Genomic DNA, 25461 nt, shown 5'->3' with positions numbered 1-25461 from the left:
TCATGAGATTTCTTATCTTTACTGATGACAATCTCTCCTTTCTATCCAACACATTGTACTATTTGATTACCTCTTGCACAAGTCGAAATAGTCGCTCAGATGCATCACTGATTCCTTGCTCTTTCGACGCCTTTGCCATTTCCATCCGTACGTTTTCATCACTCATGATCGCATCGACACACTCAATTAGATTTTGACTGTTCAACTCATTGTCCGCAATCATCTTGACTGCCCCAGCATTGACTAAGCTTTGCGCATTTTTTGTTTGATGATCATTCGTCACATAAGGACTAGGAATCAAAATCGCTGGTAATCCCAATGCAGTAAATTCAGCGATCGATGTAGCGCCAGCTCGTCCGATTAACAAGTCACTATTCGCCATGACTTCTGCCATTTGATCGATGTAGGGGCGAATGCTGATATTTGGAAAGGCATCTTTCGACATACCGATCTTCTCTTCGATTTCTTGGTAATAACGGTCACCAGAAGCATATAACAGTTGATAATCTTTCTTTGCAAAAAGTGGAATTGCTTCGATAATCGCTTGATTGATTTTCAGTGCTCCTTGACTGCCGCCAAAGACTAAAACAGTTTTTTTCTTAGGGTCAAGGTCATAGGAAGCAAGGATCGCAGACTTCTGACTGTTTTTTACTTCTTGCCCGCGGGGATTCCCCACCAAGACCGTCTTCTTATCCGGAAAATAGTGCGCTGCATCCTGAAAAGCAATAGCAATCTTGTCCACATATCTGGTCAAAAATTTATTAGTGATTCCAGGAACACTATTTTGTTCATGGATGATCGTTGGGATCTTAAGTGCTGATGCCGCGTAGACCACAGCACCAGAGACATAGCCCCCTGTCCCGATCACTACATCCGGTTGAAATTCTCTGAGTATTTTCTTTGCTTCACGATAACTTTTCAGGAAAAGTTGGACTGTTTTGACATTGTCCAATGAAAGTTTTCGTTTAAAGCCTTGTATTTCTAATGTCTTAAAAGGAATCCCGGTTGGTGGAACGATTTTGTTCTCTAATCCACGGGTAGCCCCAATATATAAAAATTCAGCTGTTGGATCAATGGAACGAACATAATCGACAAAAGACAATGCCGGATAGATATGCCCGCCGGTTCCACCGCCAGTTACTAGTATTTTCATTCACTTCGCTCATTTCTGTTAAGTTCTGCTACTGCCGCCATAAATTTATCCCCCCGTACTTCAAAGTTCGGGTATTGGTCCCAGCTTGCATTGGCCGGTGATAATAAAACGGTATCTCCCGGTTGGCTTAATTGATAAGCCAAAGGAACAGCTGTAGTTACATCTTCTGTCAATTTAATCGTTTTGATTCCTGCTTTACGTGCGGCTTCAGCAAGTTTCTCTTTTGTTTGTCCGAACAAAACAATCGCTTTGAGATCTTGCAGTGATGGAATCAGCTCATCAAAGGAGTTGCCGCGATCCAACCCTCCAGCCAACAAAATCAACTGATCCTTTTGGAAACCACCTAAAGCCATCTCTGTCGCCAAGCTATTTGTGGCTTTCGAATCATTGAAAAAGCGAACCCCTTCAATCGTATCAACATACTGAGTACGGTGAGGTACACCGCTAAATGTATGCAATGCTTGAACGATAGCCTCATTTGCTATCCCTTCTAATTTTGCCACTGCGATTGCAGCTAATGCATTTTCAACATTGTGACTGCCGGGAACGCCCAGTTCAGAAACAGGCATGATTGCCTCATCTTTGAAATATAACTGCTCTTCAAAAAGATACGCACCAGCCACTTTTTGTTGTGTCGAGAATGGAATCACTTTTGCTTTTGTTTGTTGAGAAAGTTCGACTAATTCTGGCTGGTTCCAATTGATGACTAGAAAATCTTCTGCTGTCATATTTTGCTGCAGCCGCCATTTAGCCCGCACGTATTCGGATCGATTGCCATGATAATCTAGATGAGCTTCATAAATATTCGTGATGACTGCAATCTTGGGATGTAATGTTTCGATCCCCATCAATTGGAAGCTGGAAAGTTCCATGATCAAGCGATCTTTAGCGCTAGCGGTTTGGGCGACGGTACTTGCTGGAAAGCCAATATTTCCAGACAACAATGCCCGGCCTTCACTAAATCCCGTATTTAAAACATTAGCGATCATCGTAGTGGTCGTGGTCTTTCCATTCGTTCCAGTGATCCCAATGATCGGTGCTTCCGAAATTTTGTAAGCTAACTCTACTTCCGTAATGATTGGGATATTTTTCTCGATCGCTTTTTGGACAATAGGCTGATCATAAGGAATCCCAGGATTTTTGACCACAAGTGAAAAACCCTCATCCAGTAGTTCAATTGGGTGACTGCCGGTGATTACTTTAACGCCTAACGCCAAAAGATCCTGTGCTTCTGGATTTTCGGCAAAGGGTTTCCCGTCATTAACAGTAACAAGTGCGCCCAAATCATGTAACAATTTAGCCGCACTGAACCCACTTTTTGCTAATCCTAGCACAAGAACTTTTTTATTTTGATATTCATTTATATTTTTCATATGATTCCTCTCTCCTACCATACAATCACTAATGTGATGATCGAACATCCTAAAGCAATCAGCCAAAAAATTGTATCGATCTTCCATTCCGACCAGCCACTCATTTCAAAATGGTGATGAATAGGCGACATTTTAAAAATCCGTTTACCAGTCAATTTGAAAGAAGCGACTTGCAGCATGACACTTGCTGTTTCAATCACATAGACAAGTCCGACAAGTAATAATGTCCATTCTTGGTGAAGCAGTATTGAAACTGCTGCTAAAAGACCGCCCAATGCAAGGGAGCCCACATCACCCATGAAAATTTTAGCTGGTTTACGATTGTAAGGGAAGAAGCCGATCAATCCTCCAATGACCGCTAAGCAGACGATCAGGATATCGATTTGATCTTGACGCCAAGCAATGAGGCCATAAGTTGCAAATGAGATCGTACCGAGTCCAGCAACCAAGCCGTCAATCCCATCTGTTAAGTTGACGGCGTTTGAAAAGCCAACTAACCAAAAAATCACAAATGCGCCGTAAAAGATCGATAGCGGCAGCTCAAATCCAAAGAGATTCAAAACATTCGCATTGCCTTCTGATAAAAAGACCAGATAAAAGACAATCCCACCGATGATTTGTCCAATCAATTTTTGTAAAGAGTTTAAGCCCATGTTGCGTTTCTTGAAGATTTTGATGAAATCGTCCAAGAATCCAAGCGCACCATAAACCAGGATAATAAATAACAAAATGAACAGCGATGCGGTCAACTGCTTTTGCCATGCGCCAACCCAAACTGCTGTGATCAATGCCGCAATCAAAAATACGAAGCCGCCCATTGTAGGAGTGCCAGCTTTGACATTGTGCCATTTTGGCCCTTCTCCTCGAATCTCTTGTCCGTATTTTTTCATTTGAAAATAGCCGATAAACAGCGGCATTGCAGCAGTAACGATTGCAAAACTACTGGCAAGTGGCAATATCATCTCTGTCCATTCCATAGTGTTCTCTCCCTATTCTTTTTCGCTCAATTTGAAGGTGATTGTTTGATCCGTGATTTCCTCATAAGGTGCAAGACTTTGGGAAACACAATACCCGTCGCCCTCAAATTTGACATCAACATCCAACATGTTGCCCAATTTGACTAAATCAGCTTTTGACCATGTGGTGGTGTCAGGCATATAAATTTTGTCACTATCCGTTAGCAAAAGAAGTCGTTCTCCTGGCAGTACTTTCGATCCACTGTCCACAGACTGATCGATAACTGTTTTTCCATCCCCTAATACTACAGGCGCTAGACCGATTTTTTGTACATCAGTTGCCGCGGTAGTTGTATCTAATTTACGATAATCATTGACGGTTACTTTCTGACTATTTTCTGTTGCTGTTTCTTCTAATGTTGCTTTCTTTAAATCCATCACGCGTTTCATCAACGGATTGGCGATTTTTGCCAATGCTTCGCTGTCGTGGTGTTCTGGTAATTTAATTGTTAGATAAAGAATGTACTCAGGGTCTTCTGAAGGAACCATTTCTACGATTGAGTACAAGTAATTGGAATCCCCAGATAAGTATTTCCCAGTTTTTGGATCAGCTACTTGGGCAGTCCCAGTTTTTGCTGAAATATTGTAACCAGGTACACTATAGACACCATACGCACTTCCGTAGTTTTCACTTTCTACCACATCACGCATATATTCTCGAACTTTCGTCGCTGCTTGTTCCGTGATAGGGTGTCCAACAACTTCTGGCTGTGTTACAGTCTCTTCACCTGTTTCATTGTCCACGATTTTGCTGATGTATTGCGGCTTGACCATCGTGCCGTTATTTGCGACTGCGGTAAAAGCCTGCATCATTTGAAAATTCGTCACACCGATTGCTTGACCAAATGAAGTCATTGCTTGACTGACCGGATTATTTTCCGGCATGATCCCAGTATTCTCATTTGGCAGACCCGAGTACGTACTGCGACCAAATCCAAACTGTTGCAAGTATTGTTGCCAACGGTCTGTCATTCGTTGTTCCAAAGTAACCATCCCAATATTACTTGACCAAGAAAGAGCTTGACGCATCGTCAATGTTCCTTTTTGACCAAAGTCCCAGTCATTGATTGTCGCATCATACAGTTTCAATCCATCCGGACTTGGTGTAAAAGTTTCATTTTCATCGAATATCCCTTGATCGATAGCAGCAGCTGTGGTTAAGACTTTCATGGTCGATCCTGGCTCATAGTTGTCTTCGACTAATAAATTCTGCCAGGTCTTGATGGTACTTAAATCATCAGGATCATAGGTTGGCCTTTGTGCCATCGCCTCGATTTCTCCTGTTTTTGCATTCATTAATGTGGCAGTCAGATCTTCTGGCTTGTATTCTTTGAACACTTTATCCATGAGCGTTTCTAAATAGCTTTGAATCCGGCTATCAATCGTTGTATAGATATCTTTGCCATCTACCGCTGCCACTGATTCTGCCACCGTTCCCGGTAGCGGGTTTTGATTGTTATCCTTTTGATAGACGATTTTCCCGTCTGTTCCAGATAATACATCATCATAAGCAGCTTCTAGACCAGTTTTTCCTACTAAGCCAGAAGAGTCGTTCTCCTCATTTTCTGCTAGAGCATAGCCGATAAAGTGAGAAGAGAAAATTCCATTAGGATACATTCTAGAAGGATGATCTGTAAAATAAAGGCCAGCGATTCCTTCTTTTTTCATTGCTTCTTCGATCGCTGTCTTTTTCTCCAGCGTCATTTTACTTCCTTGGCTACCGAATTCCACTTGCCAACGTTCTTCTTTTAGACCTTTTTCCAATGTTTGCACAGCCTCATTCTGATCAATACCTAGTTGCTCATTCAGAATTTTAGCTAATTTATCAAAGTTCTTCTCTTCAGCATATAAATTCTTTTTCCCACTAACGTAGGATTTTGACAAAATAGCATAAACAGAATAAGAAGTTGCATCTTCTGCGATCGCGATCCCGTTGCGATCATAGATTGTCCCGCGTTTTGCTTTGACAACTTCGCTTCCTTGATAAAGGCTCTTGGTTTTCTCAGCCAATGAAGTACCTGCCACATTACCTACGATAACAATGTAGCTCAAACGCGTGACAAACAAAAAGAACAATCCAATACTCGTAGCAAAGAGAATAATACCTACTTTTTTGCGATTGTTCGTTGTAGTTTGATTTTTCTTTTTCAAGTATTGCTTGAATTTATCTGTTAGCTTCATTTAATCCACTTTCCTTAAATTGTCATCATCGATCGACAATCCATTATCCTCAGCAACCTTTTTGATACGCTCAGTTTTAGAAAGTTCGTTTCTTTCTTGCTCTAATTGTTCTGCTTGACTATTTTTTTCATTGATGTCTGATTGGATCAGTGAAATATCATGTTCGACTTGACTGATCGTAGTCCGAATATTGATCGTCAGGATCGCTAATGTCAAAACGGCAATGATCACAAATGCTGCAATCAGTTTTTCTAAATTAGAGATACTTTTTAACCGGCGAGCAGGAGATGCTGGTACACGGATAACCTCAGGACGCTCAGGTTCGCTTGGCAGCTGTTCAATTGTCGGTTCAGAGTGAGCATAAAACTCTTGTTCAGACGTTTCTTCAAATTCATAATCATGAACTTTTAGTTCTGCCATAATTGCTAACCTTCGCTTTCCTTCATTTTTTCCGCGATCCGCAGTTTAGCACTACGGGAACGATTGTTTTCAGATACTTCTTCTTCAGAGGGAAGAAGTGGTTTTCGAGTAATTAATTTTAGTACTGGTTGAAATTCTTCGGGGATGATCGGCAACCCTGGTGGCACATCTTTTGGGGTGCTGTAAGCTTTGAACGTAGACTTGACGATTCGATCTTCTAAAGAATGGAAAGTGATAACACTGATTCGTCCATTTTTTTCCAATAAATCGATGGCCTGTTCCAAAGATTCTTCAATGACACCTAATTCATCATTCACAGCAATCCGAATGGCTTGGAAGATCCGTTTGGCCGGGTGTCCGCCTTTGCGCCGCGCCGGAGCGGGAATCGCTGTTTTGATAATCTCGACTAATTCTCCAGTCGTTTCGATTGGTTTATTTGCTCGTGTCCGTTCAATTTCACGAGCAATTTGTTTTGAAAATTTTTCTTCTCCATAACGGAAAAAGATTTTTACAAGTTGGTGATAATCAAATTGATTCACTACCTCATAAGCAGTCAAAGCAGCCGACTGATCCATCCGCATATCTAATGGTGCATCCTGGTGATAACTGAACCCACGTTCTGCTTCATCTAATTGCGGCGAAGAAACGCCTAAATCATACAACACACCACTTACTTGATCGACACCCTGTTGCTGCAAAGCTTCCTTTAAATAGCGGAAATTGCTTTTTATAAACGTGACCATTCCTTTAGCCACATAAGGCGCTAAGCGTTCTTTGGCATGATCGATCGCTTTTTGATCTTGGTCAAATGCGTAGAGGTGTCCCTCTTCTGATAATTGGGACAATAAATATTCACTATGACCCGCTCCACCTAATGTACAATCGACATAGATTCCATCCGGACGAATAGCTAAACCGTCCACTGTCTCCTTCAACATTACGGTGTAGTGTTGAAATTCTGCCATGCGCTTTCCTCTTCCTATAAGCCAAAATCAATCATTGTTTCAGCAATTTCATCAAAATTTTCTTCTGCTTCAGTGGTAAATGCTTGCCAACGCGCTTCATCCCAGATCTCAATCCGGTTGGAAACGCCGATGATCACGCAGCTTTTCATAAGTGACGCGTGTTCACGCAAGGTTGCCGGAATATTGATACGACCTTGTTTGTCGATCTCGCACTCCGTGGCAGCGGAATAAAAGAAACGTACGAATGTCCGAGCATCTTTCTTCGCCAAGGGCATTTCGTTCAGTTTTTCTTCTAGTTTTTCCCATTCAGATAAGGGGTAGCCAAATAAACAGCCATCTAATCCACGTGTCACAACAAATTTTTCTCCGAGTTTTTCTCGCAGTTTTGAAGGAACGATTAGTCGGCCTTTTGCATCTATCGAATGTTGAAATTCACCCATAAACATCGATAAATAACCCCCGATCTCCACCTGATAATCACAGTCTACCACAATCCCCCACTTTCTACCACATTTAACGTGAAATTTAAAAGTGAAGTTCTTTGACTAATTTTTACCAAACGAAAAAACAGGAGTTTCTTTCTCTTAAAAAGTTTTTAAAAAAACTTTAAGCAGAAAAATCTCGATGGGATAAGGGTTCTCCTTGTCACAAATTACAAATACTTGACGATATTTAAAATGATCAAAACAACATGGAAAATCAATGTAAACAAAAAGATACTCCGCCAGTACATTTTGATGTATCTGCCATACTGGATCTCTTCGTAATAATACGCTTGAAAGACAGCTAAGAGAATCCCCAGTAATAAGATAGAGATCAAATAATAGGGAGTGATCGATTGCTCAAAGGTATTCTTTGATAACTGATGAATCCCAATCACCAAAAAAGGCACAGCTAAGTCGGGTGCCTTCAGTCCAAACCGTTCTTTCAAAGACAACGCAGAAACTAAAAATCTGCAAGCAAAAAAAACGACTAATGGAAAGATATACCAAAATAAAACAGCAGGCCCAAATCCAGACATACAAACAATTCCTTTCTAACAGCTAGTGTAACTATACTTTATTTTCTTTACATCTATGTTTCAGTTCGTTTAAAAATCCGCGGTCCAATAAGACAGTCTGCAATCTTTTACTTTCCTTACTCAAGCATCCTGCTTATTTTCTACTTATTTTTTCTCTATGTCTTTACTAATTAAAACAGAACAACCACCCTTCAACAAGAGAATCTTTGAAAAAACTTTTTGTGCTCTTGCAAAATATTCAAGATTTCTTAATTTATAAGAATAGCAGCTTGAGTTCTTTGGTAATTGGAGGTAAACTGTGACTAGAAATCAATCTAAAAGGTGGATCATGATGAACGAAAAAAAACCAAAAAGCACCTTCGCCAAAATCACTCAAGTAGTTATTTGGACAATGCTTATTTTGACAGTCGGGTCAGTTTTTCTGGCAGCCTACACAAGTATCATGAAATAATAAAAAACAGCAGTTGCATGAATCACCTTCTAACGTTGATCCAAAAAACAAACGTTAGAAGAGGTGCTTCAGCATTACTGCTGTTTTTTTGTTACCCAACTTTCACCTACGTTTACTAAATAGTTTCTATAGAAGCGGCGAAACAAGTCGTGCTAATCCCTCTTTGACCTTGATCAACAATCGGCGATTCCGGTATTTTTCCAAAGTCAAGTCCTCTGAATCCTTGGAGTCAGCAAAAAATGCTTGGCGCGCTTCCTCAGCAACTTTTGCATCATAGACAACTGTATTGACCTCAAAGTCAAGTCGAAACGAACGAACATCAATATTCGCAGAACCAATCGAAACGACCCCACTGTCAACAATCATCGTTTTGGCGTGCATAAAACCTTTCTCATAAGTCTCTACCACTGCACCATAGGCTAATAACTCAGCAGCAAAAGAGTAAGTTGCCCAATAGACAAGTGGATGATCTGGTTTATTAGGGATCTGTAAATGAACAGAAACACCGGACAAAAGTGCCAGTTTCAAGGCATTGTGGATCGATTCATCAGGAATATAATAGGGAGTTTGAATCAAAATTTCTTTTTTGGCTAAATTAATCATCTTCAAATAAGTTATCTTTATCTCTTCGTGTTCTGAATCAGGACCGCTAGTCACTACCTGTGCAGCAATCGTTCCGTTTGTTTCGATCATTGGAAACAACGCTGCTTCATATTTGATTTCGATAGCATGTTGTGAATTCCAGTCCATCAAAAACCGGTTTTGTAGTGAGTAAACAGCTGGTCCCAAAATTCGCAGATGATTATCCCGCCAATAACCAAATTTTTCTACCTCACCTAAATATTCATTTCCAACATTGAAACCACCGGTATAACCAATCTTGCCGTCGATCACGACAATTTTCCGATGATTGCGATAATTGATCCGAGGATTGAGATAAGGAACGAACAACGGGAAAAAGAACGCAACTTGACCGCCATGAACCCGTAATTCATCGAAGAATTTCAGTGAAACCTGGGTGCTGCCCCAAGCATCCAAAAGCACACGGACTTTCACTCCTCGTTTGGCTGCACGGATCAAAGCATCTCGTACTTCTCCCCCCAATGTATCACTGCGATAAATATAATATTGCATATGGATATGATCTGTGGCGCCTTCAATATCTTTGAGTAATGCATCAAATTTTTTTCGGCCATCTTTATAAAGAGTCATTTCATTTGTAGTGGTATATAACGACTGACCATAGATCGTCAATAAATAAACGAGCTGTTTGACTTCTACTTGCGCAGTGGGCGGATGGGGATAAAGATTCCGCTGCAGCGCTTGCTTTTGCTCTTCCAGCTCCACGTTCAAACCAATTTTGGCTTGTGTCCTCAAATCGAAAATTTTTTCTTTGGAGATTCCGCGACCAAAGAAAAAATAGAGTACAAATCCCACGACTGGTATAAACAATAAAACAAGCAACCACGCCCATGTCTGAGCCGTTTGCCGTCTTTCTCTAAAAATAATCACGATCGACAACAAAATGTTCACGAAGAAAATGATCGTGAACAGGTTATCCATAACTAACATACCAACCCTCACCTCTCCTAAAAGAATAGCGAACTTGCAGTCTAAAGTAAAGGTGTCGGCAAATGAAAAACAGACCTGCTAGTCAGCAGATCTGTTTCAATAACACGTTCTACGCTTTTAAGAAACGGCGCATTGAGATGATCGATCCTAATGAACCAATCACGATTCCGATCAGAGCCATGACACCACAAACTTGCAGTAGAAACTGATTTGGTGCAATCAAACTATAATTGGAACGTAGCAGTGCTGGATTGACTAACAAGTAAACTTGGTGATAACCAAAATACATAATAGCGATAGGGACAATTGATCCCAGCAATCCGATCCAGCCGCCTTCTAAGAAGAAAGGCCAGCGAATGTAACCATTTTTAGCACCTACCAGGCGCATGATTTGAATCTCTCTTTGACGAGACAAGATCGTGATCCGAATCGTATTTGAAATCAAGAACATTGCCACAAAGATCAATAGGATAGCAGCCCCAAGTCCCCAAGTACGAACCGCAGCTGATAGAGCAAAGATCTTGTCAGAAGAATCGCCACCATAGTCTGCTTTGAAAACATTTGGCAATTCTCCAGCTTGTTTTGCAATTTTTTTCGTGTATTCAGGATCTGTGGCACTAACAACGTATACGTTATAAAGCGGATTGCTGTCCCCTTCGAATAAGTTCCAAGAATCCCCCATCGCATCCTGAATTTTTTTCAATTCATCATCACGACTCGAAAAACGAACGTCTGAAACATTCGGTAATTCTTTAAGCGATTGTTCCAAAGTATCCATGTCTTTTTGTTCTGTTCCGATATCCACAAAGACAGAAACATCCACATTCTTACGGATGTCTTCGGCTAACTTCGTTGCATTTAAAATAACACCCAAAAAGATACCGACTAACGTCAACGTGATCGTGACTGCACTGAGTGACGCGATCGTCATCCAGCCGTTTCGTTTTAAACTTTTAATACTCTCAAGGAGATGACGGAAAAACGTTCTAATCATCGTAACCATATTCTCCTTCCGCTTGGTCGCGAATGATCCGACCATTTTCAATTGCGATTACACGGTGACGAATCGTATTGACGATCGTGCTATTGTGTGTCGCCATCACTACTGTTGTTCCTTGTGCATTGATCCGATCCAACAACTTCATGATCTCCCAAGAATTCTCAGGATCTAAATTTCCTGTTGGTTCATCTGCAATCAATACTTTCGGGGTATTCACGATTGCTCGTGCAATAGAAACCCGTTGTTGCTCTCCGCCTGAAAGCTCACTTGGGAAGACCCGTACTTTGTGTTTCAATCCTACAAGGTCCAATACTTCCATTACCCGTTTTTTGACCTCCCGAGGCTTGCGGCCAATAACTTGCATCGCATAAGCGACATTCTCATAAACCGTTTTTCGCGGAAGCAATTTATAATCTTGGAAAACAACACCGATTTCGCGGCGCATCAATGGCACTTCGCGATTCTTGATCGTCAACAGGTCATACCCTGCTACATTAAGAACACCCTTCGTTGCTTTTTCTTCACGATACATCAATTTGATAAAGGTCGATTTCCCTGCACCGGAAGGTCCGACGACATAAACAAACTCACCTTGATCAATTGAAATCGAAAGATTACGGATAGCAGTCGTACCATTAGAGTACTTTTTCATTACTTCTTTCATTTCAATCATGCAGCTATCTCTCCATCTCACTTTTTTTCATACTGGCTTATTATAGCATGAATATATTTCACAATGCTTTCAACAGATTACAATTATATTTCAATCTGTTTAATAGCCCAGTATAGTTATTTTTGATTTAATTTCAACTTGAGGTAGGCATCGATAAAGCCGTCTAAATCACCATCCATTACTGCTTGTACATTTCCTGTTTCAAAGTTAGTCCGGTGATCTTTGACCATGGAATACGGATGAAAGACATAGGAACGAATTTGTGAACCCCAACCGATCTCCATCTGTTCTCCGCGAAGCGCTGCAGCTTCCTGTTCTTTCTTTTCTACTTCTAGTTGATAAAGTTTTGCTTTCAACATTCCCATTGCTTGTTCCCGGTTTTTCAACTGCGAACGTTGTGCTTGACTAGCCACTACGGTACCAGTTGGAATGTGCGTGATTCGTACAGCAGACTCCGTCTTATTGATGTGCTGACCGCCCGCACCGCTCGCTCGATAAGTATCGATTTTCAAGTCATCACTATTGATTTCGATATCAATCGCACCATCTAGCTCTGGCATGACATCTACCGAACAAAAAGAGGTATGCCGTCTTTTGGCTGAATCAAATGGTGAAATCCGAACTAAGCGATGGACGCCTTTTTCTGATTTCAAATACCCATAAGCATTATGGCCTTTGATCAACAAAGTGACACTCTTGATTCCGGCTTCGTCTCCTGCCTGATAGTCCAATGTTTCGACTTGGTATCCATGTTGCTCGCAAAAACGAGTATACATCCGCAACAACATACTGCCCCAATCTTGGGACTCGGTGCCGCCAGCACCTGGATGCAGTTCGATGATTGCATTGTTTCGATCATATGGTTCATCTAACAGCATAGACAGTTCATAAGTTCCCATTTTTTCATTCAAAGCTTGGATACGTTCTGCTAGTTCTGCTTCCATTTCTGCATCTGGTTCTTCTTGGATCATTTCCAAAAGAACTTCCAACTCTTCAAATTCTTCTGCCAATTGATTGAACTGATCGTAGGTTTCTTTATTGGCATTGTTCTCGTTGATCACTTTCTGTGCTTGCTCAGAATCATCCCAAAACGTAGGGTCCGCCATCTGGTGTTCTGCTTCAGCGATTGCCTCTTCTAACTGATCTAAGTCAAAGAGACCCCCTAAAACTATTTATTTTTTCATTCATTTGATTCAATTGATTCCGGATATCTGCGATTTCCATTTGAATTCCTTCTTTCTTCACGCGTATTGTAAATGAACGGAAAAGGCTGGACAAGAAAAGCTGCCAGCCTTTTTCCTAACGTATCAATTCTTCTATTTTTTGCCGTGACAGTTTTTGAATTTTTTGCCACTGCCGCAAGGACACGGATCATTACGGCCAACATTTTTGAAACTAGGATCTTCTTCTGGGACTGTTTCAGTTTCTTGAGCTTCTCCTTGAGCGACTTGTTCTCGTTGTACATTTTGGCGAATCTCGGCTTTCATAAACAAGCGTGTCACTTCATATTCGATCGCTCCCACCATATCTTCAAACATGTTGTATCCTTCAGTTTGGTATTCAACCAATGGATTGTTCTGCCCATATGCCCGCAGACCGACTGACTGTCTTAATTGGTCCATCGCATCGATATGGTCCGTCCATTTCGTATCCACTACTCGCAGAATAACTACTTTTTCAAATTCTAACAATTGTTCTTGACTGTTTAATTGGGCTTTTTTCTGCTCGAAAACTTCTTCTGCCCGTTGATAGAGATAGTCTTTGATTTCTTGTGGTTTTTTGCCTTTGATATCATCAACAGAGATGGAATCTTCATGCACTAAAGCATTTCCGGCAAAGTCGACGATCCCTTCATAATTCCAATTGCTTTCTTCTAATTGGGTATGGCTATCGACAACTCGTTCAATCGATCGTTTGACCATATTCATCAATGTTTGTGAAAGATCCTGCTCTTCCATGATGACTTCTTGACGTTGACCATAGATGACTTCCCGTTGCTCACGCATAACATCATCGTATTGCAAAACGTTTTTCCGGGTATCGTAGTTGTTACCTTCTACTCGTTTTTGCGCAGATTCTACTTGTTTAGACAACATCTTACTTTGAATCACGGCATCTTCTTCATCAATCTTCATCCGATCCAAGAACACTTTGATCCGCTCAGAACCAAACCGTTTCATCAAATCATCTTCCAACGAAAGATAGAATTGAGAAACCCCTGGGTCTCCTTGACGCCCAGAACGTCCTCGTAATTGGTTATCAATCCGGCGAGATTCATGACGTTCCGTACCGATGACCGCTAATCCACCTAATTCAGCAACACCTAAGCCTAATTTGATATCTGTTCCCCGACCAGCCATGTTCGTTGCGATCGTTACAGCACCTTTTTGTCCTGCGTTCAGAATGATTTCAGCTTCTTTAAAGTGATTTTTGGCATTCAGTACTTCATGAGGGACTTTCTCTCTATCCAACATGCTTGAAAGCAGCTCGGAAGTTTCTACAGCTACTGTACCAACAAGAACTGGTTGCCCTTTACGATGCCGTTCTTTGATATCTTGCACCACTGCGTGGAACTTGCTTTCCAGCGTTGGATAAAGTAAATCTGCACGGTCATCACGAACGATTGGTCGATTGGTCGGAATCTGAATGACTTGCATATTGTAGATTTCACGAAACTCTTCTTCTTCTGTTTTTGCGGTACCAGTCATACCAGAAAGTTTTTTGTACATCCGGAAATAGTTCTGGAAAGTGATTGTAGCCATCGTTTTGGTTTCATCTTCGATCTCAACATTTTCTTTTGCTTCGATCGCTTGGTGCAATCCGTCAGAATAACGACGTCCATCCATGATCCGTCCAGTAAACTGGTCGACGATCAAGACTTTACCTTCTTGTACGACATAGTCGATATCGCGGATCATGATATAATTCGCCCGCAACGCTTGGTCCATATGATGGGTCAACGCTGTATTTTCGATATCATACAAGTTTTCCAAGCCAAATGTTTCTTCGGCTTTCTCGATCCCTTTTTCAGTCAATCCAATTGTTTTTGATTGGATGTCGATTTTGTAATCTTCTTCTTCTTTTAATCGTTTCACAAAATTATCGACCCGATTGTATAGTGCAGTCGATTTTTCTGCTTGTCCAGAAATAATCAATGGTGTTCTGGCTTCATCGATCAAGATTGAGTCGACTTCATCGACGATGGCATAATTCAATGGCCGTTGAACCATTTGATGGCGGTAAACCACCATATTGTCGCGTAAATAGTCAAAGCCTAGTTCATTATTCGTACTGTAGGTGATATCACAGGCATATGCAGCCCGTTTTTCTTCTGCTGTCTTCGAATTGATGTTTAGCCCAACAGTCAATCCTAAGAAATTATATAACTCACCCATTTCTGTAGAGTCACGAGTTGCCAAGTATTCATTGACCGTTACAACGTGTACACCGGCACCACTTAACGCATTCAAATAAACCGGCAATGTCGCAGTCAAGGTTTTTCCTTCACCGGTACGCATTTCAGGGATATTTCCGTCATGAAGCACGATCCCCCCCATTAATTGGACATGGTAAGGATACAGCCCTAAGACGCGTTTTGCCGCTTCGCGAACCACAGCAAAGGCTTCTGGCAATAATTGGTCTAACGTTTCACCTTGTTGAAAACGACCGCGAAATTCATCTGTTTTTTCGCGCAATTGTTCGTCAGATAAAGCGGCCATTTCGTCCGCATGAGATTCAACTTGTGAAGCAATATGGTCAAGACGTTTTAATTCTTTTTTATCATTCTCGATTAATTTTCTAAAAAAATTGGCCATGCCTATATAATTCTCCTTTTATTTCTACTTTTCCTAACTGGAAACTCTCCTAACTATTTTATCACTAGTTCATCATAAAGGAAATATTTTTCGGCGTAGTTCATGTTTCTCCATGATTTTTTAACTCTTTTTTTCTTTTTTCAATTGCTTTAAATAGATTTCTTTTACGCCCATTGCTTCTTGTGTCCAAAAGAAACTCTACTTCTCTTGCTCCTTAAAACAATCTCTGAAACAGAAAGCAATCGTTTGCTTTACAACGGACGGAAAAATGATCTGCCACATTTTCATTCGCTTTTCAAATGTGAATAGAATAACTAAGTTATTTACTGAAAATTTCGACTTTATCATTCCAATTGTAGAAAGGTTTTGTGTTAGACTGATTCTTAATTTTTCTTTTAAGCAATAGAAAACCAAAAAAGTTGTTCATTTTCTGCTTGACTATTATTGCAATCGATTGCATAATTAGGTCTGTAAACGCAAACAATTAATTTTTAGGAGGAACAAGAATGAAGGTAGATGTAAAACGATTACTTATTGGGGGAAGTATTTTAAGCTTGTCTGCAATCGTACTAGGCGCTTGTGGCAACAGCAACGACGATGCTGCTTCAAGCAATGGCAGTGCAGCGGAGTCTAGTGCAAAAGTCGAAGGTGATATTAAATTATGGGTAGATACCGAACATATTGATGCCTTACAAGGGCAAGTCGACAAATTTGAGAAAGAGTATCCTGATGTAAAAGTAACAGTTGCAGCTGGCTCTTCTGCCGATGCCAAAGCAGACGTCTCAAAAGACCCTGAACAAGCAGCCGATGTATTCATGATGCCTCATGACCAAGTAGGACAAATGGCTGAAGCTGGTCTGATTTATCCAATCGGTGATAAGCAAGCAGCAACAATCAAAGATACGAACGTGGAAGCAGCAGTTGATGCCGTGACTTGGAAAGACAAAATTTACGGCTATCCTTACGGTGTTGAATCTCAAGTGCTTTATTACAATACTTCTACATTGACAGCAGATGATGTAAAAACTTGGGAAGGATTGACTTCCGCTGGAAAAATCGGTACCAACTTTGCAGAAGACGGTGCAAACTACATTTTTGGCCCTCTATTTATGAGCAACGGAAATGTTCTTTATGGAGAAGACGGTGAAGATATTAATGGAACCAATTTCAACAACGAAGCTGGTGTTGAAGTCCTACAATGGATCGCCGATCAAAAAAATAATAGCGGTGTCCTTCAAGCCAGTGAATCCGCGTTGTCTGATTTGCAATCTGGTAAATCAGATGCCTTCCTTTCAGGTCCTTGGTCAAAAAATGACGTAGAAAAAGCGCTTGGAGACAACATGGGTGTTGCCGCCTATCCAACGATCGACTTCGGCAGTGGTGCGAAACAAATGAAAGCTTTCTTAGGTGTAAAACTTTATGCTGTCAACCAACAAACCGAAGCGCCATTAGCAGCTATGGCTTTAGCAGAATATTTAAGCAACCAAGAAACACAAGAAATCGAATTTACTGAAAACGGCGTTGTCCCTTCAAATAAAGATGCACAAGAATCTGATGCAGTAAAAGCTGATGCAGTAGCAAAAGCTGTGATGGAAATGTCTGATGCAGAACACTCTGTCGTGATGCCTAAATTGCCTGAGATGGTTTCTTTCTGGCCACCAATGGATGCGTTAATCAACGATACCTATAAAGGTCAAATCAAACCAGATCAGTTCCAAGATAAACTCGATAAGTTTGTTTCCGATATTTCAAAAGTAACCGAATAATCAACAACACATCACTATACATGACAAAGGGAAAGCCTGCTTTCCCTTTTCTAGTTAATTACGAAAGCAAGGTGAGAGGATATGTTCAGGAAAAAACATGCGTCGCATATCACTTTTAGAGAATTATTCAAAAAAGGCGATCTAGCGACAAAACTATCTTTTATTTTGATGGGAAGCGCTAATTTCGCCAATAAACAATGGCTGAAAGGAATTATTTTCATCGTATCACAAGTTGGTTTTATCGCTTGGTTCATAAGAAATGGTTTCCACGCTCTTCTGATGCTGCAAACATTAGGAACACAAAAACAAGGGTTGGTCTATAACGAAGCACTTGGTATTGAAATCTTGCAAAAAGGTGACAATTCAATGCTCTTATTGCTTTTCGGTATTGCTTCCCTGCTCGTTTGTGCACTCTTGATTATTCTCTATATCATTAATTTGAAAAGCGCCCGTCATTTGTACGAATTAAAACAACAAGGACTTAAAATCCCTACGACACGCGACGATTTACATAGTCTGGTGAACGAACGCTTTCATGCAACATTGATGACAATCCCATTGATTGGTGTCTTATTTTTTACTATCTTACCGCTCTTATATATGATTTCGATTGCCTTCACCAATTATGATCACAAAAATTTACCCCCAAAAAATCTGTTTACTTGGGTAGGATTGAAGAATTTCTCTAATGTCATCACTGGTGATATGGCGTCCACCTTTTTCCCAGTACTAGCTTGGACATTGACATGGGCTGTACTCGCAACGATCACTTGTTTCTTCTTCGGCGTGATCTTAGCCTTATTGATCAACGCGAAAGGGATCCGTTACAAAAAATTGTGGCGCACCATTTTTGTTTTGACGATGGCAGTTCCTCAATTCGTGTCACTTTTGATCATGCGTAACTTACTAAACGGTTCTGGTCCGATTAACTCACTCTTACTGAATTGGGGATGGATCTCTTCTTCGATCCCGTTTCTGACCGATCCTTTCTTTGCGAAAGTCAGCATTATCTTTGTGAACATGTGGATCGGGATTCCAGCAACGATGCTTGTAACAACAGGAATCTTACAAAATCTTGATCAGGAACAACTAGAAGCAGCCGAAATCGATGGCGCCAATAAATTCCAAATTTTCCGCTCCATCACATTTCCTCAGATATTGTTTGTAATGATGCCCGCATTGATTCAACAGTTTATCGGCAACATCAACAACTTTAATGTTATTTTCTTATTGACTGGCGGCGGCCCATCTAACTCTAATTTCTATGGTGCTGGCTCGACCGATCTGTTAGTAACGTGGCTGTACAACTTGACAGTCAACACGATGGATTACAATTTAGCTTCCGTAATCGGTATCTTGATCTTTATCTTATCTGCTGTCTTTAGCCTGTTTGCGTACACGCGAACAAATTCTTATAAGGAGGGGTAACAATGTCTGTAAAGAAAAAGAAATCCGGCTACCAACAAGGGCAGTCAAAAACCCGTTTTCTGATTTATACGATTTTGATCATTCTTTCTGTTCTTTGGTTATTCCCGATCGTTTGGATCATTTTGACAAGTTTTAGAGGAGAAGGTGGGGCCTTCGTTCCTTATATCATTCCCAAAGAATTCACTTTTGAAAATTACCGACAACTATTAGCCAATGATAGCGGCAGCTACCCTTTTGTCCGCTGGTTCTTGAATACATTGTTTGTTGCTGTCTGCAGCTGTCTTTTGTCCACATTTATTACAATCGCAATGGCCTACTCTCTCTCACGGTTGCGCTTTAGACTTCGTAAACCTTTCTTGAAAGTTGCCTTGGTATTGAATATGTTCCCAGGCTTTATGAGCATGATCGCCGTTTATTATATTCTAAAAGCCCTCAACCTAACACAAAGCTTATTAGCGCTGATCTTGGTTTATTCGGCTGGAGCGGCACTGGGATTCTACGTTGCCAAAGGGTTCTTTGATACGATTCCAATGGCGCTAGATGAGTCTGCCATGATCGATGGTGCCAATAAATGGCATATTTTTACCAAGATCACATTGCCGTTATCAAAACCAATTATCGTCTATACCTCTTTGATGGCCTTCATGGGTCCTTGGATGGATTTCATCTTTGCTCGAATCATCATGGGTGATGACGTCAAAAACTATACCGTTGCGATCGGACTTTATTCTATGATGACAAAAACAACAGCCAATTCGTTGTTTATGTCCTTTACAGCTGGCTGTGTGCTGATCGCTATTCCAATCACTCTACTCTTTATCTATATGCAAAAATATTATGTACAAGGAATTACTTCCGGTTCAGTGAAATAACCCTCTTCCTACCTCACTTTTTTTAAGCAAAACTAGCAATCGCTGAGTGACTCTCGACTCGACGATTGCTAGTTTATGTTTTTGATCTTCCCTACGCCTCTTGACTAGCTAACGCTACTTCAACGCCTTGTTCTTTCAATGTTGAAACATGCATTTCTCCCCAATGACAGAGAGCATCCAATACGCTGCTTAATGTCAGACCATAGTCGCTGAGAGAATAGACAACCTTTGGTGGAACTTGGTGATAAGAGGTTCGCAAAACGATGCCGTCTGTCTCCAGCTCTCTTAGTTGCTGCGTCAGCATTTTTTGACTGATATCAGGTATCCGTCGCTTCAAATCACTCGGACGCAAGGCGCCATCTCGCAGATTACACAGAATAATCGGTTTCCATTTTCCACCGATCACATCCATAGTAGCTTCCACACCAATGTTGTATTTTTTTGGAGTCATACTTTAAACACTTCCTTTAAATTCAAAAAAGTTACTTTTTTGACACTATAGCACAAAAAAGTAGGTACTATTCATCTGAACTTTTTTAGTATAAGGTATATTTACCAAAAATCAAGGAGGAAATTTATATGATTCATTCATTAACCGACACAATTACATTGAACGAACAAGTCAGCATTCCTGGCTTTGGTTTGGGCGTCTTTCAAATTCCTGATGAAGAAGTAGCTACTGTTGTAAAAAACGGCATTTTAAAAGGTTATCGTTTGATTGATACCGCGCAAATATATGATAATGAAAGCGGAACAGGCCAAGGGATCAAAGAAGGACTAGCAGCAACGGGACTTACACGAGAAGAACTCTTTATCACTTCTAAAGTTTGGAACAATTATTTGACCTACGATGAAACGATCGCGGCTTTTGAAAAGTCCCTCGCGCTTTTGCAATTGGATTATTTAGACCTTTATTTGCTCCACTGGCCTGGCAAAAATGCGTATCAAGAATCTTGGCGGGCACTTGAAGACCTCCATCAAGCTGGAAAGATCAAAGCCATCGGCGTCAGCAATTTTCAGAGCCATCATTTGAAGGAATTGCTCGCTGCAGCAAAAGTCAAACCTGTGTTAAATCAAGTGGAACTACATCCAAAATTAGCTCAAAAAGAACTGCGTGATTATTGTCAGCAACAAGCAATCAAGATCCAAGCTTGGTCTCCATTGATGCAAGGTCAGATTCTCCAACATCCGATCCTCGTAAAGATGGCTCAACGCCATCACGTATCCCCTGCACAAATCGCCTTACGCTGGCATATCCAGCAAGATATTTTACTGGTAGTTAAGACAGTTAATCCCGACAGAATGGAACAAAATCAGCAACTCTTTGATTTTTCTTTATCGGAAGAAGATATGCGTGAACTTAATCGTTTGAATGAAGATCACCGGGTAGGTCCCGATCCGGATCAATTTAACTTTAACTAAGGAAATGGAGTGAAGGAAATGGAATTAGGATTAACAAAGAAAACAGCACTGGTCACTGGCTCTACGAAAGGTATTGGGAAAGCAATTGCTTTCGAGCTGGCAAAAGAAGGCGCGGATGTCATCGTCAATGGACGGCAAGAGGACAGTGTCAAAGCTGTCGTTGCTGAATTAAAAGAAAAATTTCCTAAGACGAATCCCCAAGTGGCTCCATATGATCTAGCCGATGCAGCAGCTCGCCAACAGCTTTTTGACCACTTCCCTAAAGTAGATATTCTTGTCAATAATATGGGGATCTTCGAACCAATGGATTACATGGAAATTACCGATGAAGTTTGGGAACATTTTTTCCATGTGAATGTTTTGTCGGGAAATGCTTTAGCAAAATTTTATTTGCCTCATATGCTCCAACAAAACTTCGGCCGTGTGATTTTTATTGCCAGTGAAGAAGCCGTTATGCCTTCTGGAGAAATGCCGCAGTACAGCATGACAAAAACGATGAACCTCTCTTTGGCTAAAAGTTTGTCAAAACTCACCGCTGGGACACAGGTCACTGTAAATACGATCATGCCTGGTTCAACACTGACCGAAGGCGTAGAAACGATGCTGAAAACGATGTATCAAGAAAGTGATTTGCCGGAGTCCATGTGGGAAGAAGATTTTATGAAAAAGCATCGCCCACTGTCTCAAATTCAACGGCTCATTCGTCCAGAAGAGATTGGACGCTTTGTAGCTTTCGTTGCTAGTCCTTACGCATCCTCTTTCTCTGGAGCCGCCTTGAGACTCGACGGTGGTTTAGTACCAACGATTTATTGATTTCTCAGCAAAGAACTATGTCAAAAAGACTTTAGCAAACACAGCAGCCGAAAGGCCATGAAATTGCCCCTATGATCCCGCAGATCGGATTTACACCTGCAGGATTGATGGGGCAATTTTATTTCACTCAGCGAATCATTTTGTTTAACTGCCCCTTTTATCACAGCTTTTTTATTCAAAAAAACAGAGCAGATCACTCTGCTCTGTCAAAAAAGACTTTTTTGGGGATTTCCGACAAGTCATTCTTTGATCAATCGGTTTCGATCAATCCATACTTGCCGTCTTTACGGCGATAAACAATGCTTGTGCCGTTTGTTTCGGCATCTTCAAAAATGAAGAAGTTATGTCCTAGCATATTCATTTGCAAAACGGCTTCTTCACTATCCATCGGTTTTAGAGAAAGACGTTTTGTACGTACAATGTCTAGTTCTGCTCCATTGGTTTCTTCTTCGCTTGTATCCGTTGTGAATAAGTCGCCATTGTCTGGAGCCACTAAAGCTGTTTCCCGAGATTTACGGTTGATTTTCGTTTTGAATTTACGGATTTGGCGTTCCAATTTATCAACAACCAAATCAATACTTGCATATAGATCAGGAGAAGTTTCTTCCGCACGCAAGACTAGGAATGGTAACGGAATGGTTACTTCAACTTTTGCTGTTTTTTCGGTATATACTTTCAAATTAACATGCGCTGTTGCTTCAGGCACATCATTAAAATAACGCTCTAGTTTACCTACTTTTTTCTCAACGTAATCGCGGATCGCTTCAGTTACCTCGATATTTTCGCCACGTACATTATATCTAAACATAAAAATTACCCCTTTCGTCTACCACACTAAGAAGGAAAAGGACCACTCTCTTCTTCTTCTTAACTCTATTATATCGAAGTATCTTGCATTTGGAAAGCGAATCGCTAAGATTTTTTTAAGCGTTTACAATTCCTTATCTGGCAAAAGAAAAGGACGTGATCGTTTTCGGCTGGCAAGTCAAAAGTACTTCTGCAGCATGATAAATTGTTTGTCCAGTCGTATACACATCATCCACCAGCAACACACGTTTGTCCTTGATTTCTTGAGCCTTTTCGATAATAAATGGTTGCGGAGCTGCTAATCGTTCGTTTCTAGTCATTGCTGCTTGAGGAGGTAAATGGATCTTTTTCTTTAGTAAGGATCGGTAATCAATCCCGGCAGCTTGTAATACTGCTGTCACTTGATTAAAGCCACGCTGCTGATAGCGTTCATGAGAAAGGGGGATCGGGATGACCAGATCATAGAGCAATCCTTTGAAAGCTTGCTTGATCTCTGGGAGAAAGGTAGCCCGCAGACGAAAATCGCCCATTAATTTGTATTGATGGAGCCACTCCTGCATTCCTTGATTGTATGTCATCAGAGCACGATGCTGTAGCTGAAACTTTGGATAACGTTGCCCCCAATAGCGACAATCCCGACAATTTTGGCTTTCATTACAACATGTCTTGCAGCAGCTAGTCAAATCAACAAACTGCAATTTACTCCTACAGTCTGGACACTTCTCTGAAGCAGGAATTCCTAATGGCCATAAAATCTCCCGCAGCCACAGTTCTCGTGCAAACTCCTGTTGGCACCAGCTACACTTCACTTGCCAGCCACTCCTTTGCTAATCGATTCATCGCTTGGATTTCCAAGATCGCCTTACGAATCGCTGATGTTGCTTGATCATAGAAAAAGAGAACTTCTCCATGATTGAATGGACCTTTTCGATCAACTCGTCCAGCAATCTGGACCAGTGCTGATTTAGAAAAAACAGGATGATCTGCTCCCATCACCACTACAGAAACATTTTCAAAGGTAACACCTCGTTCCAAGATGGTAGTTGTGAAAAGAATCTGATACTTTGAATTGCGCGCCTTGACTACTTTTTCTATTCGAGCAGGGTCTTTTGCTGAAACACTGGTTATCGTCTCCTCTTTTAAGAATGATCGAACAGCTTTTTCTAGCCGTTCCATAAAAACAATACTTGGGCAAAAAACTAAGACAAAATTTGTTTGAGATAGGCGTTGCAGATGAGACAATAAGCGCCATAGTCTTCTTTTTGTTTGATACATGTTACGCCAACCTTCATACCAAATCAGTTGAGGAACGATCAGCGGTCGCTGATGAAAACGCAGCGGCATTTTTTCCACTGCAAAATTTGTTGTTTCTTTTAGTAACGCATCTGAAGGTGTAGCACTTAGATAAATCAGACAGCCGGTCGCTTTCAATGCATTCATTAACCCGAACCTTAGTTGCTGGTCCCCTTCATAAGGAAAAGCATCTACTTCGTCAACGATTATCAGATCAAATGCCCGATAAAAATGCAGCAGTTGATGAATGGTCGCCACAAGCAAGTCTGTATACCGATAGTCTTCCTCTGAATCTCCGTAAAGCAGTAAACAAGATTCTTTGGGAAATGCCTGTTGGATCCGAGGGAACAGTTCGCGGCACACATCGATTCGCGGAGAGACGACAGCTACCCGATGTCCTTGCAGCCTTGCCGCTTGTATCACTTCAAAAATCATTTCCGTTTTGCCAGAGCCGGTTACCGACCAAACCAACGTTGCTTTTTTTTGTTGATAATTTCTTACCAACGCTTGTGAGATTCTTTTTTGAAAAACCGTTAGTGGACCAGGCCAATGAATTTTCGGAAAACTGACGCTGCTTTGTTCCGAAACTGTCACAAAAACTTTAGACGTATCTGCCCGTCCGTAATGGATGCAGGCAGGGCAATAGTGAATCCCTGTTGGCAGTTGTACCTCCTCTTTATTGAAGCAGCTGCCACAACGCTGACATTCAATTTGTCCCTCTTTGATTAAGACGGCTGGACGAATGTCACCTTTGAGTTGGTCGGAGTTGTTGCGTTCCCTTTCGGATACTAAAATTTGACGACCGCCTTCTTCCATCGTATCCCTCCTCTCGTTATATATGACTGATCAAGCCTTCAAAAGCAGGTACATTCTCTAGTTTTTTCGAAAGCCTTGGACATTCGACACAATTAAAGTACGCCATCCACAAAAAAAGAACCTTACTCGTTCTCATTTTCTGCCAAAACAGAGAAATTCGAAACCTGTAAGGTTCTACTCAATAGTCTTAAGTAATCGTTGAAAATGGATTGGGCTTATTCACCAATCAATGTCAATGCTTGATCCAACACTTTTTCACCATTCATCATACCATAGTCAGCCATGTTGATAACTTCCAATGGGATTCCCTTTGGTGCTAAACGTTTTTCAAAATCGCCTTTCATGAAACGAACTTGAGGGCCTAATAATAAAACGTTCACATCTTTGCTTTCTAAATGTTGATCTGCTTCTGAAGCGGAAACAGCAAAAATATCTGTATCAAGACCTTTTGCATCAGCAGCTTTCTGCATTTTTGTCACTAATAAGCTGGTGCTCATTCCTGCGGAACAAACTAACATAATCGTTTTTTTAGCCATATCGAACACTCCCTAAAATTTTAAATAATATAACATTACCTATTCCTAGTATAGAACAAGTTTCAAAT

At 40.9% G+C, this 25461-nt stretch carries 24 protein-coding genes; 6 read left to right on the top strand and 18 right to left on the bottom strand.

The window, feature by feature from the left end; translation table 11 throughout:
- Positions 1–58 precede the first annotated feature (58 nt).
- The 8 genes from murG to IGJ45_RS04155 form a co-directional block, all read right to left on the bottom strand.
- Complete coding sequence (murG, locus tag IGJ45_RS04190) at positions 59–1153, bottom strand: undecaprenyldiphospho-muramoylpentapeptide beta-N-acetylglucosaminyltransferase (RefSeq protein WP_138371643.1); 1095 nt, start codon at positions 1151–1153, stop codon at positions 59–61.
- The gene (gene murD / locus IGJ45_RS04185; RefSeq protein WP_156248154.1) at positions 1150–2526 is read right to left on the bottom strand and encodes a UDP-N-acetylmuramoyl-L-alanine--D-glutamate ligase; all 1377 of its coding nucleotides are present in this window, start codon (positions 2524–2526) and stop codon (positions 1150–1152) included. Before murD ends, murG begins: the two co-directional genes overlap by 4 nt.
- Before the next feature lie 14 nt (positions 2527–2540).
- Complete coding sequence (gene mraY / locus IGJ45_RS04180) at positions 2541–3503, bottom strand: phospho-N-acetylmuramoyl-pentapeptide-transferase (RefSeq protein ID WP_005471888.1); 963 nt, start codon at positions 3501–3503, stop codon at positions 2541–2543.
- A 12-nt stretch (positions 3504–3515) separates the two neighbouring features.
- Complete coding sequence (locus IGJ45_RS04175) at positions 3516–5723, bottom strand: penicillin-binding transpeptidase domain-containing protein (RefSeq protein ID WP_041119492.1); 2208 nt, start codon at positions 5721–5723, stop codon at positions 3516–3518.
- The gene (gene ftsL, locus IGJ45_RS04170; protein ID WP_003127633.1) at positions 5724–6143 is read right to left on the bottom strand and encodes a cell division protein FtsL; all 420 of its coding nucleotides are present in this window, start codon (positions 6141–6143) and stop codon (positions 5724–5726) included.
- A gap of 5 nt (positions 6144–6148) precedes the next feature.
- On the bottom strand, positions 6149–7108 hold the full coding sequence (gene rsmH / locus IGJ45_RS04165; RefSeq protein WP_003127632.1) for a 16S rRNA (cytosine(1402)-N(4))-methyltransferase RsmH: 960 nt from the start codon (positions 7106–7108) through the stop codon (positions 6149–6151).
- 14 nt (positions 7109–7122) lie between these two features.
- A complete protein-coding gene (mraZ, locus tag IGJ45_RS04160; RefSeq protein WP_003127631.1) occupies positions 7123–7554 on the bottom strand; it encodes a division/cell wall cluster transcriptional repressor MraZ in 432 nt (143 codons plus the stop codon).
- A 206-nt stretch (positions 7555–7760) separates the two neighbouring features.
- Positions 7761–8129, bottom strand: coding sequence for a DUF3397 domain-containing protein (locus IGJ45_RS04155; protein WP_003127630.1), 369 nt, complete (start codon positions 8127–8129; stop codon positions 7761–7763).
- A gap of 331 nt (positions 8130–8460) precedes the next feature.
- Between IGJ45_RS04155 and IGJ45_RS04150 the strand changes: the two genes are divergently transcribed.
- Positions 8461–8580: a DUF4044 domain-containing protein gene (locus IGJ45_RS04150; RefSeq protein ID WP_005471881.1), complete on the top strand. Its 120-nt coding sequence runs from the start codon at positions 8461–8463 to the stop codon at positions 8578–8580.
- Between the two features lie 126 nt (positions 8581–8706).
- On the opposite strand, the gene cls is transcribed toward IGJ45_RS04150, so the two are convergent.
- The 5 genes from cls to secA form a co-directional block, all read right to left on the bottom strand.
- Positions 8707–10152 carry a cardiolipin synthase gene (gene cls / locus IGJ45_RS04145; RefSeq protein WP_349703930.1) on the bottom strand — a complete coding sequence of 482 codons (1446 nt, stop codon included), beginning with the start codon at positions 10150–10152 and terminating at the stop codon, positions 8707–8709.
- Positions 10153–10261: 109 nt separating this feature from the next.
- Positions 10262–11146 (bottom strand): permease-like cell division protein FtsX, encoded by an 885-nt coding sequence (gene ftsX, locus IGJ45_RS04140; protein WP_003127626.1) that lies wholly within the window; start codon positions 11144–11146, stop codon positions 10262–10264.
- Entirely contained in the window at positions 11139–11825 is a 687-nt protein-coding gene (gene ftsE / locus IGJ45_RS04135) for a cell division ATP-binding protein FtsE (RefSeq protein ID WP_005471877.1), read from the bottom strand. Before ftsE ends, ftsX begins: the two co-directional genes overlap by 8 nt.
- Before the next feature lie 116 nt (positions 11826–11941).
- Positions 11942–13049, bottom strand: a protein-coding gene (gene prfB, locus IGJ45_RS04130; protein ID WP_103300934.1) for a peptide chain release factor 2 whose coding sequence is annotated in 2 segments (ribosomal slippage) — positions 11942–12976 and positions 12978–13049 — 1107 coding nt in all. Because the reading frame shifts where the segments join, the coding sequence is not laid out codon by codon here.
- 92 nt (positions 13050–13141) lie between these two features.
- Positions 13142–15640: a preprotein translocase subunit SecA gene (gene secA, locus IGJ45_RS04125; RefSeq protein ID WP_003127623.1), complete on the bottom strand. Its 2499-nt coding sequence runs from the start codon at positions 15638–15640 to the stop codon at positions 13142–13144.
- Between the two features lie 506 nt (positions 15641–16146).
- On the opposite strand from secA, the gene IGJ45_RS04120 reads away from it, so the two are divergent.
- The 3 genes from IGJ45_RS04120 to IGJ45_RS04110 all read left to right on the top strand — a co-directional run bounded on the left by IGJ45_RS04120 (position 16147) and on the right by IGJ45_RS04110 (position 19706).
- Positions 16147–17406 (top strand): extracellular solute-binding protein, encoded by a 1260-nt coding sequence (locus IGJ45_RS04120; RefSeq protein WP_060813454.1) that lies wholly within the window; start codon positions 16147–16149, stop codon positions 17404–17406.
- A gap of 81 nt (positions 17407–17487) precedes the next feature.
- Positions 17488–18834: a carbohydrate ABC transporter permease gene (locus IGJ45_RS04115; protein WP_003127621.1), complete on the top strand. Its 1347-nt coding sequence runs from the start codon at positions 17488–17490 to the stop codon at positions 18832–18834.
- A gap of 2 nt (positions 18835–18836) precedes the next feature.
- Positions 18837–19706 (top strand): sugar ABC transporter permease, encoded by an 870-nt coding sequence (locus tag IGJ45_RS04110; RefSeq protein ID WP_003127620.1) that lies wholly within the window; start codon positions 18837–18839, stop codon positions 19704–19706.
- A 91-nt stretch (positions 19707–19797) separates the two neighbouring features.
- Here IGJ45_RS04110 and IGJ45_RS04105 read toward each other — a convergent pair whose 3' ends face one another.
- Complete coding sequence (locus IGJ45_RS04105) at positions 19798–20157, bottom strand: winged helix-turn-helix transcriptional regulator (protein ID WP_003127619.1); 360 nt, start codon at positions 20155–20157, stop codon at positions 19798–19800.
- A 128-nt stretch (positions 20158–20285) separates the two neighbouring features.
- Here IGJ45_RS04105 and IGJ45_RS04100 point away from each other — a divergent pair, with 128 nt between their 5' ends.
- Both IGJ45_RS04100 and IGJ45_RS04095 read left to right on the top strand, forming a co-directional pair.
- On the top strand, positions 20286–21128 hold the full coding sequence (locus IGJ45_RS04100; protein WP_208774848.1) for an aldo/keto reductase: 843 nt from the start codon (positions 20286–20288) through the stop codon (positions 21126–21128).
- A gap of 18 nt (positions 21129–21146) precedes the next feature.
- Positions 21147–21941 (top strand): SDR family NAD(P)-dependent oxidoreductase, encoded by a 795-nt coding sequence (locus IGJ45_RS04095; protein WP_060813460.1) that lies wholly within the window; start codon positions 21147–21149, stop codon positions 21939–21941.
- 250 nt (positions 21942–22191) lie between these two features.
- Here the strand turns inward: IGJ45_RS04095 and hpf are convergent, their stop codons facing one another.
- From hpf to IGJ45_RS04075, 4 genes are all read right to left on the bottom strand, one after another.
- Positions 22192–22749: a ribosome hibernation-promoting factor, HPF/YfiA family gene (hpf, locus tag IGJ45_RS04090; protein WP_171917934.1), complete on the bottom strand. Its 558-nt coding sequence runs from the start codon at positions 22747–22749 to the stop codon at positions 22192–22194.
- Positions 22750–22882: 133 nt separating this feature from the next.
- Positions 22883–23557 (bottom strand): ComF family protein, encoded by a 675-nt coding sequence (locus tag IGJ45_RS04085; protein ID WP_103300937.1) that lies wholly within the window; start codon positions 23555–23557, stop codon positions 22883–22885.
- The gene (locus tag IGJ45_RS04080; protein WP_349703929.1) at positions 23547–24857 is read right to left on the bottom strand and encodes a DEAD/DEAH box helicase family protein; all 1311 of its coding nucleotides are present in this window, start codon (positions 24855–24857) and stop codon (positions 23547–23549) included. The genes IGJ45_RS04085 and IGJ45_RS04080 overlap by 11 nt, the downstream gene beginning before the upstream one ends.
- A gap of 215 nt (positions 24858–25072) precedes the next feature.
- Positions 25073–25393, bottom strand: a complete 321-nt coding sequence (locus tag IGJ45_RS04075; RefSeq protein WP_003127611.1) for a PTS sugar transporter subunit IIB — start codon at positions 25391–25393, stop codon at positions 25073–25075.
- Positions 25394–25461 lie beyond the last annotated feature (68 nt).

The sequence above is a fragment of the Enterococcus sp. DIV0574 genome, assembly GCF_051711125.1.
GTDB lineage: Bacteria > Bacillota > Bacilli > Lactobacillales > Enterococcaceae > Enterococcus_D > Enterococcus_D gallinarum.
Note: the sequence above shows the minus strand (reverse complement) of the source record. Positions and strands in the feature narration are given on the sequence as shown.

Coding starts and splice junctions, on each gene's coding strand:
- IGJ45_RS04110 (WP_003127620.1), top strand. CDS start 18,837: ATGTCTGTAAAGAAAAAGAAATCCGGCTACCAACAAGGGCAGTCAAAA.
- IGJ45_RS04155 (WP_003127630.1), bottom strand. CDS start 8,129: ATGTCTGGATTTGGGCCTGCTGTTTTATTTTGGTATATCTTTCCATTA.
- IGJ45_RS04100 (WP_208774848.1), top strand. CDS start 20,286: ATGATTCATTCATTAACCGACACAATTACATTGAACGAACAAGTCAGC.
- mraZ (WP_003127631.1), bottom strand. CDS start 7,554: ATGTTTATGGGTGAATTTCAACATTCGATAGATGCAAAAGGCCGACTA.
- cls (WP_349703930.1), bottom strand. CDS start 10,152: ATGTTAGTTATGGATAACCTGTTCACGATCATTTTCTTCGTGAACATT.
- murG (WP_138371643.1), bottom strand. CDS start 1,153: ATGAAAATACTAGTAACTGGCGGTGGAACCGGCGGGCATATCTATCCG.
- IGJ45_RS04095 (WP_060813460.1), top strand. CDS start 21,147: ATGGAATTAGGATTAACAAAGAAAACAGCACTGGTCACTGGCTCTACG.
- hpf (WP_171917934.1), bottom strand. CDS start 22,749: ATGTTTAGATATAATGTACGTGGCGAAAATATCGAGGTAACTGAAGCG.
- IGJ45_RS04105 (WP_003127619.1), bottom strand. CDS start 20,157: ATGACTCCAAAAAAATACAACATTGGTGTGGAAGCTACTATGGATGTG.
- mraY (WP_005471888.1), bottom strand. CDS start 3,503: ATGGAATGGACAGAGATGATATTGCCACTTGCCAGTAGTTTTGCAATC.
- IGJ45_RS04150 (WP_005471881.1), top strand. CDS start 8,461: ATGAACGAAAAAAAACCAAAAAGCACCTTCGCCAAAATCACTCAAGTA.
- IGJ45_RS04115 (WP_003127621.1), top strand. CDS start 17,488: ATGTTCAGGAAAAAACATGCGTCGCATATCACTTTTAGAGAATTATTC.
- ftsL (WP_003127633.1), bottom strand. CDS start 6,143: ATGGCAGAACTAAAAGTTCATGATTATGAATTTGAAGAAACGTCTGAA.
- secA (WP_003127623.1), bottom strand. CDS start 15,640: ATGGCCAATTTTTTTAGAAAATTAATCGAGAATGATAAAAAAGAATTA.
- IGJ45_RS04080 (WP_349703929.1), bottom strand. CDS start 24,857: ATGGAAGAAGGCGGTCGTCAAATTTTAGTATCCGAAAGGGAACGCAAC.
- murD (WP_156248154.1), bottom strand. CDS start 2,526: ATGAAAAATATAAATGAATATCAAAATAAAAAAGTTCTTGTGCTAGGA.
- ftsX (WP_003127626.1), bottom strand. CDS start 11,146: ATGATTAGAACGTTTTTCCGTCATCTCCTTGAGAGTATTAAAAGTTTA.
- IGJ45_RS04175 (WP_041119492.1), bottom strand. CDS start 5,723: ATGAAGCTAACAGATAAATTCAAGCAATACTTGAAAAAGAAAAATCAA.
- IGJ45_RS04075 (WP_003127611.1), bottom strand. CDS start 25,393: ATGGCTAAAAAAACGATTATGTTAGTTTGTTCCGCAGGAATGAGCACC.
- ftsE (WP_005471877.1), bottom strand. CDS start 11,825: ATGATTGAAATGAAAGAAGTAATGAAAAAGTACTCTAATGGTACGACT.
- rsmH (WP_003127632.1), bottom strand. CDS start 7,108: ATGGCAGAATTTCAACACTACACCGTAATGTTGAAGGAGACAGTGGAC.
- IGJ45_RS04120 (WP_060813454.1), top strand. CDS start 16,147: ATGAAGGTAGATGTAAAACGATTACTTATTGGGGGAAGTATTTTAAGC.